Genomic DNA, 12,230 nt, shown 5'->3' with positions numbered 1-12,230 from the left:
GCGTCACCAGCGGTGCAGCTCGGGCAGCACCTCGCGAGCGAACAGGCGCAGGCTCGCGTCGACCTTCTCGGGCGGCAGCGCGCCGTAGCGAGCGATCACCGAGAGCTCGAAGTCGCCGACCACCTCGCGCCGCTGGTGGAGCTTGTGGAGGATCGTCTTCGGCGAGCCCCAGCTCTGCACGTAGAGGTAGCTCTGTGCCTGGTCCTCCTTGCCCATCGACGAGAGGATCTCCGCCGCCTGCGCGTACATCTCGTAGCCGCGTACGCCCTCGAAGTTCTTGCTGAGGATCTCGTAGTGATCGAGCACCGACAGATAGTACTCGGCCATGTGCACGCGCGCGGTCGCCTCGGCCTCGGCGTCGTCGGGCGCGCAGTACATGAGGTCGCAGGTCATCGGCGGCGGCGGCGTCCCGCCGTGCGTGTCGGTATACACGGTGCGGTAGCTCGCGAGCGCCGTGCCCGCCCACATCTCCCAGGGCATCTGCGAGAAGATCGCGAGCCGCGCGCCGAGGCGCGCCGCCTGCTCCACCGACTCCGGCGACATGCCGATCGCGTAGAGACGGTCACGAAAGCCGCGCAGCGGACGCGGGCGGATGTCGGTGCGGGCCTGCGGATAGTACGGGCCCGCCCCTTCGATCCAACCCCGATCGGTCGCGTCCAGGACCATGCGCGCCGCCTCGTCGAAGCGGTCGCGCGACTCCTTCATGGCGATGCCGAACCCGTCGTACTCGCGGCGCGCGAGGCCGCGGCCGAGCCCGAGCACGGCACGGCCGCCCGAGAGGTGGTCGAGGAGCGTGATCTTCTCCGCCACGCGCAGCGGCGTGTTCCACGGCAGGATGAAGGCGCCCGTCCCGAGCCCGATGCGCTTCGTGCGTGCCGCCAGGTACGACAGGAACTGCGCGTTGTCGGGACACGCGGCGTAGTCGGTGAAGTGGTGCTCGACGACGAACACCTTGTCGAAGCCGAGCGGCTCGGCGAGCTCCGCGATGCGCGTCTCCCACGCCACGTGCTCGGCGTCGGGGAGCGCGCCGCCGTAGTTCTGGAAGATCAGCTGGAGGGAGACGTCCATGGGGTCCTCACTTGAGCGCCGACGTCAGCGTGACGGCGGCGCGGATCTCGAGCTCGCCCGCCGCGATCGGCGTCGCGACCGCGGACTGCTCGGCCGCCATGGCGCGCGCCATCACCATGGGACGGGGCTCGGGCATGCGCAGCTCCTCGATGCGGATGAGCCCCGTGACGCTCGTGCCGGCGCCCGCCGCGGCCGCGTCGGCCCGGCTGCGCGCGTCCTCGACCGCCTTGCGGAGCGCGTCGCGCTCGAGCTGGTCGCGCTCCTTCACGTCGAACCGGATGCCGGCGACCGATGCGCCGCCGGCGCCGACGACCTTGGAGATGAGATCGCCCAGCTTGTCGACGTCGTCGACGCGGATCTCGATCGTGTGCCGGGCGAGGTAGCCACGCGGCGTCTGCTTGCCGCTCACGTAGTCGAACTCCTGCTGCAGGTCGTAGGCGAGCGTCCGCACGCTCGTGTCGGGGACGCCGGCCTCTTTCAGCGCCTTGCGGACGGCGGCCATCGCCTCGGCGTCCGCGCGCTGCGCGTCCTTCGCGTTCTGCGCGCGCCCCTCGGTGGCGACGTTCACCATGGCTTGGTTCGGCACCGCCCGGATCGACGCCTCGCCGCTCGTGACGAGCACCGGCGGCCCGGACCATTGCTCCGCTGCCGCCGGCCCGGCGAGGCCGGCGAGGACGACGACGGAAGCCAAAGCTCTTCGCATGCCCTCGACTCGTCCGTCTTCGCCATGAAGTCAATCGGCCGGCGGCGGTGGAGCACGGCGACGAGCTGTGGCAGAAGACGCCCATGGCGAAGGCAGCACCGAGGCCGTGGACGCCGACCGAGGAGCGCTGGGCGACCGTCTTCATCAAGATCATGTCCGCCGCCAACACGTGGGCCTACCGTGCGACGGGCGGATGGCTCGGCGGCAAGTTCAGGGGCGGCGCGCCGGTGTGTCTCGTGACCGTGAAGGGGCGCAAGTCCGGGAACCTGCACACCCTCCCCCTCCTCTACCTCGCCGACGGCGACGACATCATCCTGGTCGCGTCGAAGGGCGGGATGTCGAAGCATCCGGTCTGGTACCTGAACCTGGAGGCGAACCCGCGCTGCGAGGTCGAGATCGGGCGCGAGCGCCGGACCATGGTCTCGCGCCGCGTGAGCCCCGAGGAGAAGAAGGCCCTCTGGCCTCGCCTGTGCGCGATGTACCCCGACTACGACGACTACCAGGCGCGCACGACGCGGGACATCCCGGTCCTGCGGCTCTCGCCCGCGTAGCGGTAGCCGGCCGTCACACGAACGGCAGGTCCACGCGGTCGAGGATCAGGTCCGCGAGGACCCACCAGGCTGCCCGCACGAGCAGGACCGGCGCCACCACCTTCACCAACCCCAGTATCAGCATCTGCGCGATCATCGGCGTCCCTACGCGCGACGCGTCGCGGCGGATGCGGGGTCTGAATGCGGGCGTCGGTCCGCGAGGTTGGCGGGTGAGGCTGCGGCTTCGGCTTCGCCGCGCGAGAGCACACACGGCTCGGCCCGGCCCCGCGTTTCGTCGCGCCGCTACGCAGGCGCCTCCGCCTCACCCGCCAACCTCGCGACGCGACGGCGCGCAGTCAGAAGGGGGCCGTTCGCTTGGTCGCCGTCTGTCTGAGCGCTCGCCCGCCGCTCTGCCCGTCCCGTCGATCACCGCGAGTTCCCGTCGGGCTGCCCATCCTTCCGACCGATGCGCGCTGATGATAGGTGGGCGCCGTGCGGGATCGTCCAGGTCCGGCCAATTGCCGGTGGGCGTCATCAAGGCGCGTGCCCACTGAGGGGACCTCAACGACTACGTCGAAGGGAGTGCGACATGATCGGTGTATTCGTTACGTTCCGTTATGGAGACAACTTCGATGAGCGAGCCGTGCGGAAGATCGCGGAGACCGCACGCGTAAGCTTCGAAGGACTGCCGGGGCTACGCTCAAAGGCTTTCACGCTCAATTCCGGGAAGCGTGAGGCCGCGAACTTCTATGTCTGGGACTCCGAGGAGGCCGCCAAGGCGTTCTTCACTGATGAGCTACTCGAGCGGGTAGCCGGTCTCTACGGTGTGCGCCCTAGCGTCGAGTTCGTGCAGATTGCCGGCCTCGTGGAAAATGTCCGGCCGTGACGCGGTCCAGGGATTGGGTCTACGAGCGCCTACCCGACAATGTGGCGACCCGAGAGGGATACGTGCGCGTCGTCGACGGGTCCCAAGAGGGCTACCTCTACCCGGAAGCCTACTTCGTCGCTGTCGAAATCCCCAGACAGGCCGAGCGAGCGCTCGCCAAACGAGCTCCTGCGAGGGCGCCCAGCCCGCGCTTGCAGCGGACGGCGCTCACGCGCCGGCGCTGAGCCGCCGCGTCGTTGCGCGCACAGCACCGACGAGGGCCGCCGCTACCTACGAGACGAGGGAAGACCATGGCGAAGTCGACCGCACGGTACTGGAACCCGCTGGCATCGGAGAGCCAAGGGCGGTGGACGCCCGTCACGGGCCTCGAGGGGATGGTCGAAGAGCTCACGCTCAGCATCGATCCGGTGACGGGCGAGTACACACGACTGACGCGATTCCACCCTGGCGCCGACACCACGCCATTCGGCGGGAAGAGTCACGACTACCCCGAGGAGGTCTTCATCGTGAGCGGTCGGCTCTACGACCAGGCCTTCGACCTGTGGCTCGAAGCGGGCCACTACGCGAGTCGTCCCGGGGGTGAAGTGCATGGCCCCTTCAAGACGGAGGTTGGCTGCGTCGTTCTGGAGCTCTCCTTCCCCATGCGCGGCGCGGGGAGTGGCGGCGCCTGACCAACGCCCGGCCGTCGACGTAGCGGCGTCTTGCCTCCGAGGATCGACGTCCATTGACTCAGCTCACGTCGAGACGTTGGGAGATCGCGTGAGTCAGCGCGTCGTGTCGATGACCGTGTCAGCGGGCGGCGCCTGACCCTTCCATCGGAGGTTTGCAATGAAGATCCTCATCGTTCTCACTTCTCACGACCGACTCGGTGACACCGGAAAGAAGACCGGCTTCTGGCTGGAGGAGCTCGCCGCTCCCTACTACGTGCTGAGGGACGGCGGCGCGGAGCTCACGCTGGCCTCGCCGAAGGGTGGCCAGCCGCCGCTCGATCCGAAGAGCGACCAACCCGAGAACCAGACCGATTTGACGAGGCGCTTCCAGGCCGACTCCCCTGCGAAGGCTGCGCTCGCCAACACGAAGAAGCTGGCCGACGTGTCCGCGAACGACTTCGATGCCGTCTTCTACCCCGGCGGACATGGCCCCATGTGGGACATGCCCGACAACGCGACCTCCATCGCCCTGATCGAAGCCTTCGTGAAGGCCGACAAGCCCGTCGCCGCCGTATGTCACGCGCCCGTCGCGCTGGTGAACGTGCGCGGAAAGAACGGCGAGTATCTGGTCAAAGGGAAGCGCGTGACCGCGTTCACGAACGAGGAAGAAGAGGCGGTCGAGCTGACGAAGGTCGTGCCCTTCCTGGTGGAAGACCGCTTGAAGGAACGGGGCGCCATCTTCAGCAAGGTCGCCAACTGGGTTCCCTACGTCCAGGTGGACGGCAAGCTGGTGACCGGCCAGAACCCGGCCTCCTCGGGACCCGGAGCGAAAGAGCTGCTGAAGGTCCTTCGCTCCGCTTGACCCGATCCGAATGAGCGACGCAGCACGGGCGCGCGAGTCGTGAGCGACGTCAAGAGCCGCCTGCTGCCTCCAGGCTTGGGACGCAAGCGCTACGAGTTCGTCGATGACCAGAGCGCCAGCTGACCGTGCACCTGGAGCCCCGCTCGACCCGGCGAGAAGAGGTGCGCCGCCGGATCTGTGAGCCGCCGCTACAGCTTCAAGTCGGTGCTCGTCAGGATCTCGTGCACCTCGAGCACGTTCGGCCCGGCGAACATGCCCTGCGGCGGGCGGTTCGAGTGCGCCTCGGCGAAGGCCGGGCTCTTCGTCCACGCGACGAAATCCTCGAACGTCCTCCACCAGGTCTTCACCTCGTAGTAGCCCTGCGCGTCGGGATCCTCGACCCAGCCACCCGTCTCGTGGCTGAACTTGAGCGGCCGCGGCCGGTGCACCTCGTTGCGCACGAAGCCCGGCGCGCGATCGACCAGGTGCACGCGTCGCTTGAAGCGATCCTCGAAGTCGATCTCGTGACCCTTGGAGACGGGAATGCGATTCGTGACGACGACCATGCGCCCTCTCTATCCCACTGGACCGGCTGCGTCACCGGCGCTGGCCGGCGGCCTCACCGGTCATCGGCACGAACCGCACCGGGGCGACGCGCTCCACCTCGAACCCGCCGGCGGTCCGGCGATGGACCTCGAGCTCCTGGTCGAGCCGTCCGACCGGAATCACGAGCCGGCCGCCGACGGCGAGCTGCTCCAGCAACGGCGCGGGCACCTTCTCCGGCGCGGCCGTGACCAGGATCGCATCGAAAGGCGCCGCCTCCGGCCAGCCGCGGTAGCCGTCGCCGGCGCGGACGTGCACGCGCTCGTAGCCGAGCCGCCGCAGCGTCGCCTCGGCGCTGCGCGCGAGCGGCTCGACGATCTCGATCGTGTAGACGTCGCGCGCCACCTCAGCGAGGATCGCCGCCTGGTACCCCGAGCCCGTGCCGACCTCGAGCACCCGGCTCGCGGGCCCGAGGGCCGCGAGCTGCGTCATGAGCGCCACGATGTATGGCTGGCTGATCGTCTGCTCGTGCCCGATGGGCAGCGGACCGTCCTCGTACGCCTGCGCCCGCAGGGCCGCCGGCACGAACTCGTGGCGCGGCACGCGCCGCATGGCGGCCAGCACGCGGGCGTCCGTCACGTCGCGCGACGCGAGCTGCTCGCGCACCATGCGCTCGCGAAGCGCGTCGAAGTCGGGCTGCATCGTCGTCGTCGTGGTCGTCGGGTCCGCGCACGCGATGCCCAGGGCGACCAATGCCGCGGCGTGCGCGCGCATGCGCAAGCGATATCACATCGCCGTGCGCGCGTGCACCGGCCTCGTGAAGAAAAACGCCAGGCCGAGGACGAGCGCGACCGGACCGAGCCAGTCGCCCCATCGCACGGCGAGCGGCATCTCCCCGCGGACCGGCGTCACCGATCCGACCAGCACCGTCTGCACGTGGACGTCCGCCACGGCCGTCAGCTCCCCGGTGGGCGTGATCACCGCCGAGACGCCGGTGGTCGTCGCGCGCACCTGGGGGCGGCGCGTCTCCACGCTGCGGAGGGCCGACACGACGAAGTGCAGGTGCGCGCCCGCGCCGAGCCAGCTGTCGTTCGAGAGCGTCACGATGAGCTCGGCGCCCTCGCGCACGGCGCCGGCGGCGTTGCGGGGCTCGACCGCGTCGTAGCAGACGAGCGGCGCCACCCGGACGCTGCGACCGTCCGGCAGCGCGAGCGACACCACGGTCGCGCCGTCGCCGGGCGTCCACGTTCCGAGCCACGGGAGCCAGCGGCGCAGCCGCGGGCCGTCGAGCCACGCCGGGACACGTTCGGTCAGCGGGAAGAGCGACGCCTTGCGGTACGTGTCGAACGTCACCGCACCGTCGTCGGTCGGCTCGAGGAACACGGCCGCGTTGTACTCGTGGCCGTTCTCGCCGTCGTACGACCCGAACACAAGGGGCCGGCGGCTCCGCACGACGAACGCGCCGATCTCACGGTCGAACGCGGCGCCCTCGGGGCTCTTCGGCGTGCCGAAGGTCGTCGGGTAGACCGTCTCCGGCCACACGACGAGATCCACGCCGTCGTGCTGCACCGCCGTCGCCGACAGATCGAAGTGGGTGTCGAGGATGCGCCGGACGGCCTCGTACGTCCCGACCTCGGCCGCGAGGCGGTCGTAGTGGACGACGTCCCCCTGCACGATCGCCACTCGCAGGGGCGGCAGCGTCTCCGCACGGTCGAGCTGGCGGAGGCGCATGGCGCCGTAGACCCCGAGCGCCGCGAACAAGAGTGCGACGGCGGCGATCGGTGCGAGCACGCTCTCGCGCCGCCGCATGCGCGTCACCGCCTCGTGCACGCACTCGTTCGCGACGACGAGGACGAACGTGAGCCCCGGCGCGCCGGCGACGTCGGCCGCTTGACGCAGGACGGGCGACGCGAAGAAGCCCTGCCCGATCGTGTCGCCGAAGAGCCGAGGCAACGCCCACTCGGTCGCGACGTACGCGCATGCGCCGGCGAGCGCACGGCGCGTGGCGCCGAAGCCTCGCCACCGGGCGGCGTGGCGCACCAGCGAGAAGGCCACGACCTGCGGCTGGAAGAACGGCGCCCCGACGACGAGGACGACGTACATGAGCCAGAGCGGCACCGACACGTAGTCGGCCATCGCGTCCGCGAACCACGAGAACACCCCGAGAGTGAACGCGATCGACATGGCGACGCCGGACGCGAGGACGCCGCGCCACGTCGTCGTGCGGTCGAGCGCGAGGAGCCACGGCACGAGCCCCACCCAGCCGAGGGCGAACCAGCGCGGCTCGACCCGCGAGTACAAGGAGAACGCAACGCCGGTCGCGACGACGCCGCCGAGGGTTCGAACCAGCCCGCGCCGCGCCACCGGCCGGCTCAGCGCGGACGATCCGGGCTCGGAACCTCGAGCATGCGGACGACGAGCCCCGGCGGCGCGAGATCCGGCGGCACGATGCGATCGGCCGGCACCGCGATCGCGTTGCCCTGCTCGTCGACGAACTCGTAGTCGGGATGGAACATCAGGATGGGCGGGAGCTGCTGGCCGTCGTCGGTCACCTGGTAGTGGCGCACGTAGCCTTCGGGCAGCACCCAGTCGTCGGGAACGATGATGCCGGGCTTCGGCGGGTCCGTCCCCGGCGGCTCGAAGGCGGCGATCCCGTCGCGCACGCCCGCGGCGCGCAGGGCGCCGATGACGTCCTTGGCGGCGTACTCGCGCTTGCCGTCGGGGCCGCGCCGGGGCTCGACGCCCATCTTCCGGAGCGCACGGATCTTGCCGGCGCGCGTCGCGGGAGCGGAGTGCGGAAGCGCGGCGTCGCCGGTGGCGGGCTCCGCACGCGGCGGGGCCGGCGTCGCCCCGACCGCCGGCGCGGCGGCGCGCGCGGTCTCGGTCGCGCCCTGCGGACGGCTCGGCCACAGACCCACGATGCCTGCGATCAGGACCACGCCCACGGCGAGCACGATCCAGACGTCGGGACGGTGATCCGGCGTCTCGACGATCCGCACGCCGTCGGCGTCGACGCGTACGCGCGGCCACTCGGGATCGCTCGCCATCGGGCTCGCGAATACCATAAGGAGGCCCCCGGGGACCCGCAACCTGTGCAGCGCGCCATCGTCTATGCCCGGGCCGGGCGCATCGCGGTCGCCGTCCTGCTCGGGGTGGGAGCGATCGCGCTCCTCCTCCTCATGCGAGCCGTCGTCCTTCGCGATGACGTGACCCCCGAGGCGACGGTCGCGACCTTCGCATGGCTCACGCTCCTGCCCTGGACGCTCGCCCGGCTGCTCGATCGGGCGTGGGCCGGCGAAGTCGACGTGGCGGACGGCCTCGTCGTGCTTCGACGCCGCGATCGCCGCGTCGAGGTGCCCGTTGCGTCGATCGCGGGCCTGCTGCCGTGGCGGTTGCCGCTGCCCGGCCCCGGTCTCGGACTGCGGCTCGCGTCCGGACGGCGTCTCGCATACGAGCTGCGCCCCGCGGACCTCGCGGCGCTCGTCGATGCGCTCGAGCCGCGTGGCGCGACGGCGTCGCCGGTCGTGGTCTACGCGCGCGGCCGTCGCGCGCGCGCCTGGTATCATCCGGTCCTCAAATTCGCCGTCTTCGGCTTCGCGCCGGCGGCGATCTTCTTCAACGCGCATCAGTTCATCGCCTACGGCGGCACGTTCGGGCAGTACTATCTCGAGGGGCCGGGCGCGTGGCTCCGGACGCTCGCCGTCTTCTGGGCGACGATGGTGGTCTACCTGACGGCGTGGGCGACGCTCTGGCGGATCGGAGCCGAAGCGATCGTGCTGGCCGCCGCCCACGCGATGCCGGTCGCGACGCCGGGCGTTCGCCGCGCGGTCGAGATCGCGTGCTGGCTCGCGTACTGGGTCGGCGTCCCGGCGATGGTCGCGCTGCGCTTCCTCGCCTGACCCCGAAACGAAACGCGGCGCACCCCGCCGGAGCGAAGTGCGCCGCGTGTGTCGACGGGATCGATCGGATCAGGGCGTCGCGGGGTTGTTCACCGAGATCGCCCAGCCCATCCGCTCGTGACCGAACTGGTTCCAGACCGGGTTCTTGCCGCCCACGATCTGCGAGCCGCTGTAGTCCGGCGCGCCCGAGCCGGAGCCCGTGCCGCCGAAGATGCCGACGCTGACGGTCGAGCCGGTGTAGGTCGGGTGCGTGTTGTCGGACTGGATGTAGTCGTAGCTCGTGCTCGAGCTCACGAAGTGCGTGTTCGCGTCACGCAGGGTCGCGCGGTAGGTCGTGACGATCTTGTTCACGTAGTCCGTCTCGGACTCGCCCTGCACGTAGCGGATGGCCTCGGAGTCGATCAGGCCGTCGCCATTCGAGTCGTAGTCCGCGCCCATGTACTGCGCGAAGCTGTCCGCGCACGCGAAGCCCTTCTGCGCGGCGAAGTTGCACGCCCGCCAGTTCATGCGCGCGATGTACGGCAGGAAGATCTCCTGCTTGTTCGGGCGCACGCCGGAGATGGTGCAGTTCGCGAGCGCGTTGTCGGCCGCATAGCCCGGGTAGTAGAGGTTCGAGACCACCTTCAGCACCGTGCCCGCATTGGCGTTGGCGTTGATGTAGTCCATTGCGGACTGGAGGTAGGTGGTGCAGTTCGACTGCGCCGTGTTGAGCGGCGCCAGGTTGCAGGTGCCGCTCTGGCCCGCGAAGTTGCTGCGTGCCTGCAGGCCGTCGTTGCCGCACATCTCGAAGGTGACGACGCGCGTGTTCGCCGACTGCATGTACGAGCGCTCGGCCACGATCTTGTTGTTGTAGATGTCCGACGCGACCGCGCCGGACTTGGTGCGCCGGCGCACCTCGATGTCGGCGTTCCAGAGCTGCGAGAGGTACTCGCCGTCGACGTGCGGCGCGGCACGCTTGGCGACGCTCGACAGCGAGCCGCGATAGCCGGCGTAGATCGAGTCGCCGTAGGCGGTGATGCGGTACGTCGTCGAGGTGCCGGGGCGGTCGATCGTCCACGAAACGTTCTGCGTGATCGTGCTCGCGCCCGCGATGGATCCCACCGCGAGCAGCACGGCACACACCCCCAAAGCCATGCTCCGCTTCATTCCCCCTCCTTCGATTGCGCCGCGCGAAAGTGCGCGGGCCGATTCCCGCGCCTCTACGCCGGGAAGGTCGGGGGCGTCAACAGAAAAATCGCGATTGCATGGCCGCGCCGGGTCGCCCGAGCCTGGCGCGGCGCGTCGGGACGCCACCGACTTGACGCGCGCCGGGGCAGCCCGCTGAGATGCGCGCCGTGCGAGGGTCGCTCGCCCTGGGTGCAGTGGTCTTCGCGATCTACGCGCTCGGGGCCTGCCCGACGATCTACGTCGGCGACAGCGGCGAGCTCGTGACGGCGGTCGATCGGCTCGGGATCCCGCATCCGACCGGCTATCCCCTCTACGTCCTGGCCGGGAAGCTCTGGACGCTCGTGCTCCCCTTCGGATCGGTCGCCTGGCGGATGAGCCTCTTCAGCGCCGCATGCGCCGCGGTCGCGGTCGGCGGTCTCCATCACCTCTGCCGGCGGCTCGGCGCCGGGTCCGTCGCGTCCCTGGTCGCAGCGCTCCTGTTCGCCGCGAGCCCGAGCCTCTGGGGCGAAGCCAACGTGCAGCGCGTCTACGCCTTGAACGCTCTGTTCGTCGTCGCGGCGACCCACGCCGCCGTCACCTGGCGCGACCGCCGCGACACCGCGAGCCTCGCCCGCGCCTTCTTCCTGTGCGGCCTCGGCGCGACGAACCATGCGTTCATGGCGGTCTACGCCGCGGTCCTCGGCGCCTGGGCCGTCGCGACCGGAGGACCCGGGACCAGAAGACCCGTCCCGCTCGCCGCCGCGGCCGGCGCCTTCGTCCTGGGGCTCCTCCCCTACCTGTATCTGCCGGTGCGCTCGCGGGCGCACCCCGTCCTCGATTGGGGCGATCCCGAGACGATGCGCGCCTTCGCCGCGGTCGTGACCCGGCGGAACTTCTGGCAGCGCGCCTGGGTCGAGCAACCGGGCGACCTCTGGACCATCGCGCGCGACTACGTCGCGAGCTTCCCGATCGAGCTCGGCTGGGGTGGCGTCGCCCTCGTGCTCGTCGGAGCCGGCGTGGCGTGGCGGCGCCAGGCGCCGCTCGCCCTCTTCGTCCTCCTCATGCTGGCGAACCTCGCGAGCGTCGCACTGCACGGGTCGCGTGCCGACGTCTTCGTGTGGCACCGCTACTACGTTCCGTCCTACGCGCTGGCCGCCATCGTGGCGGCGCTCGGCTGCGAAGTGCTGGTCACGGCGTTGCCCCGCGCGCTTCGCGCGGCCCCGCTCCTTCTGCCTCTGGTCGCGCTCGTCGCCCGCTGGCCGGAGTTCGATCGCAGCCGGTACCGGATCGCCGAGGACTTCGGGCTCGCGGTCCTTGGAGCGCTGCCACCGGGCGCACACCTGGTCGCGACCGACGACAACGTGCTCTTCGCGCTCATGTACCTCCACTTCGTCGAAGGACGCCGTCCGGACGTCGACCTCGTTCTGCAGGGCATCGGCGGTCCGGTGCCGCCCGCGATGCGGTTCGATCCCGAGGGCGAACGGCTCTTCTTCACGCACCATCCGAACTGGAAGGTGCCTGGGCTCGAGATCGTCCCCATGGGGCTCGTCTTCGAGGCGCGCCGTCCGGGACCGCACCCGGCGCCGCTCGCGACGCCCGATGTGCTCGCGGGCGAGGACGACCCCCGCGTGCCGAAGGACTACCTGACGCAGAACCTCCTCGGCCACTTCCACTACATGCGCGGCGTCACGGCAGCGGCCACGAGCTGGCCTGACGGTGCGCGCGAGCTCGAGCGTGCAGCGGCGGCCGCGCCCGAGAACGACGTCCTCTTCTACAACCTGGCGCTCGTCTATCGACGGAGCGGACACTGGAACGAAGCGCTACAGGCGGCCCGGCGCTCGCAGGCGATCAACCCGCGTCACCTGGCGACGGCCGGCCGGCCGCGCGCAGCCGATCTCGCGGCCGAGATCGATCGCGAGCGGCCACGCGAGGCGCGGTGAGCCCTCGTCTCGCCTTGACAGCGG

At 70.5% G+C, this 12,230-nt stretch carries 14 protein-coding genes; 6 read left to right on the top strand and 8 right to left on the bottom strand.

Annotation, left to right across the window (positions count from 1 at the left end; translation table 11 throughout):
• Positions 1–3: 3 nt before the first annotated feature.
• Together VMS22_05185 and VMS22_05180 are read right to left on the bottom strand one after the other, a co-directional pair.
• A complete protein-coding gene (locus tag VMS22_05185) occupies positions 4–1,068 on the bottom strand; it encodes an LLM class flavin-dependent oxidoreductase (GenBank protein HXJ33416.1) in 1,065 nt (354 codons plus the stop codon).
• 7 nt (positions 1,069–1,075) lie between these two features.
• The gene (locus VMS22_05180; GenBank protein HXJ33415.1) at positions 1,076–1,771 is read right to left on the bottom strand and encodes an SIMPL domain-containing protein; all 696 of its coding nucleotides are present in this window, start codon (positions 1,769–1,771) and stop codon (positions 1,076–1,078) included.
• Between the two features lie 83 nt (positions 1,772–1,854).
• On the opposite strand from VMS22_05180, the gene VMS22_05175 reads away from it, so the two are divergent.
• Positions 1,855–2,322: a nitroreductase family deazaflavin-dependent oxidoreductase gene (locus tag VMS22_05175; protein HXJ33414.1), complete on the top strand. Its 468-nt coding sequence runs from the start codon at positions 1,855–1,857 to the stop codon at positions 2,320–2,322.
• A gap of 13 nt (positions 2,323–2,335) precedes the next feature.
• On the opposite strand, the gene VMS22_05170 is transcribed toward VMS22_05175, so the two are convergent.
• Positions 2,336–2,458, bottom strand: coding sequence for a hypothetical protein (locus tag VMS22_05170; protein ID HXJ33413.1), 123 nt, complete (start codon positions 2,456–2,458; stop codon positions 2,336–2,338).
• A 432-nt stretch (positions 2,459–2,890) separates the two neighbouring features.
• On the opposite strand from VMS22_05170, the gene VMS22_05165 reads away from it, so the two are divergent.
• From VMS22_05165 to VMS22_05155, 3 genes are all read left to right on the top strand, one after another.
• Entirely contained in the window at positions 2,891–3,187 is a 297-nt protein-coding gene (locus VMS22_05165) for a hypothetical protein (protein ID HXJ33412.1), read from the top strand.
• A 290-nt stretch (positions 3,188–3,477) separates the two neighbouring features.
• Positions 3,478–3,858: a cupin domain-containing protein gene (locus VMS22_05160; GenBank protein HXJ33411.1), complete on the top strand. Its 381-nt coding sequence runs from the start codon at positions 3,478–3,480 to the stop codon at positions 3,856–3,858.
• A 157-nt stretch (positions 3,859–4,015) separates the two neighbouring features.
• Positions 4,016–4,699: a type 1 glutamine amidotransferase domain-containing protein gene (locus VMS22_05155; GenBank protein ID HXJ33410.1), complete on the top strand. Its 684-nt coding sequence runs from the start codon at positions 4,016–4,018 to the stop codon at positions 4,697–4,699.
• 188 nt (positions 4,700–4,887) lie between these two features.
• On the opposite strand, the gene VMS22_05150 is transcribed toward VMS22_05155, so the two are convergent.
• The 4 genes from VMS22_05150 to VMS22_05135 all read right to left on the bottom strand — a co-directional run bounded on the left by VMS22_05150 (position 4,888) and on the right by VMS22_05135 (position 8,268).
• Positions 4,888–5,244, bottom strand: a complete 357-nt coding sequence (locus VMS22_05150) for an antibiotic biosynthesis monooxygenase (GenBank protein ID HXJ33409.1) — start codon at positions 5,242–5,244, stop codon at positions 4,888–4,890.
• Between the two features lie 31 nt (positions 5,245–5,275).
• Positions 5,276–5,890 carry a protein-L-isoaspartate(D-aspartate) O-methyltransferase gene (locus tag VMS22_05145; protein ID HXJ33408.1) on the bottom strand — a complete coding sequence of 205 codons (615 nt, stop codon included), beginning with the start codon at positions 5,888–5,890 and terminating at the stop codon, positions 5,276–5,278.
• A gap of 117 nt (positions 5,891–6,007) precedes the next feature.
• The gene (gene lnt, locus VMS22_05140) at positions 6,008–7,585 is read right to left on the bottom strand and encodes an apolipoprotein N-acyltransferase (GenBank protein HXJ33407.1); all 1,578 of its coding nucleotides are present in this window, start codon (positions 7,583–7,585) and stop codon (positions 6,008–6,010) included.
• An 8-nt stretch (positions 7,586–7,593) separates the two neighbouring features.
• Entirely contained in the window at positions 7,594–8,268 is a 675-nt protein-coding gene (locus VMS22_05135; protein ID HXJ33406.1) for a hypothetical protein, read from the bottom strand.
• A 45-nt stretch (positions 8,269–8,313) separates the two neighbouring features.
• Here VMS22_05135 and VMS22_05130 point away from each other — a divergent pair, with 45 nt between their 5' ends.
• Positions 8,314–9,120, top strand: a complete 807-nt coding sequence (locus tag VMS22_05130; protein HXJ33405.1) for a hypothetical protein — start codon at positions 8,314–8,316, stop codon at positions 9,118–9,120.
• Between the two features lie 69 nt (positions 9,121–9,189).
• Here VMS22_05130 and VMS22_05125 read toward each other — a convergent pair whose 3' ends face one another.
• Positions 9,190–10,254: an SGNH/GDSL hydrolase family protein gene (locus VMS22_05125; GenBank protein HXJ33404.1), complete on the bottom strand. Its 1,065-nt coding sequence runs from the start codon at positions 10,252–10,254 to the stop codon at positions 9,190–9,192.
• 200 nt (positions 10,255–10,454) lie between these two features.
• On the opposite strand from VMS22_05125, the gene VMS22_05120 reads away from it, so the two are divergent.
• A complete protein-coding gene (locus tag VMS22_05120; GenBank protein HXJ33403.1) occupies positions 10,455–12,206 on the top strand; it encodes a DUF2723 domain-containing protein in 1,752 nt (583 codons plus the stop codon).
• Positions 12,207–12,230: the final 24 nt, after the last annotated feature.

It is taken from the genome of Candidatus Eisenbacteria bacterium, assembly GCA_035577985.1.
Classification (GTDB): domain Bacteria; phylum Desulfobacterota; class Binatia; order DP-6; family DP-6; genus DATJZY01.
This window is presented reverse-complemented; position numbering and strand designations above follow the sequence as displayed.

Coding starts and splice junctions, on each gene's coding strand:
- VMS22_05145 (HXJ33408.1), bottom strand. CDS start 5,890: ATGGTGCGCGAGCAGCTCGCGTCGCGCGACGTGACGGACGCCCGCGTG.
- VMS22_05155 (HXJ33410.1), top strand. CDS start 4,016: ATGAAGATCCTCATCGTTCTCACTTCTCACGACCGACTCGGTGACACC.
- VMS22_05135 (HXJ33406.1), bottom strand. CDS start 8,268: ATGGCGAGCGATCCCGAGTGGCCGCGCGTACGCGTCGACGCCGACGGC.
- VMS22_05180 (HXJ33415.1), bottom strand. CDS start 1,771: ATGCGAAGAGCTTTGGCTTCCGTCGTCGTCCTCGCCGGCCTCGCCGGG.
- VMS22_05170 (HXJ33413.1), bottom strand. CDS start 2,458: ATGATCGCGCAGATGCTGATACTGGGGTTGGTGAAGGTGGTGGCGCCG.
- VMS22_05160 (HXJ33411.1), top strand. CDS start 3,478: ATGGCGAAGTCGACCGCACGGTACTGGAACCCGCTGGCATCGGAGAGC.
- VMS22_05125 (HXJ33404.1), bottom strand. CDS start 10,254: ATGGCTTTGGGGGTGTGTGCCGTGCTGCTCGCGGTGGGATCCATCGCG.
- VMS22_05150 (HXJ33409.1), bottom strand. CDS start 5,244: ATGGTCGTCGTCACGAATCGCATTCCCGTCTCCAAGGGTCACGAGATC.
- VMS22_05185 (HXJ33416.1), bottom strand. CDS start 1,068: ATGGACGTCTCCCTCCAGCTGATCTTCCAGAACTACGGCGGCGCGCTC.
- VMS22_05175 (HXJ33414.1), top strand. CDS start 1,855: ATGGCGAAGGCAGCACCGAGGCCGTGGACGCCGACCGAGGAGCGCTGG.
- VMS22_05165 (HXJ33412.1), top strand. CDS start 2,891: ATGATCGGTGTATTCGTTACGTTCCGTTATGGAGACAACTTCGATGAG.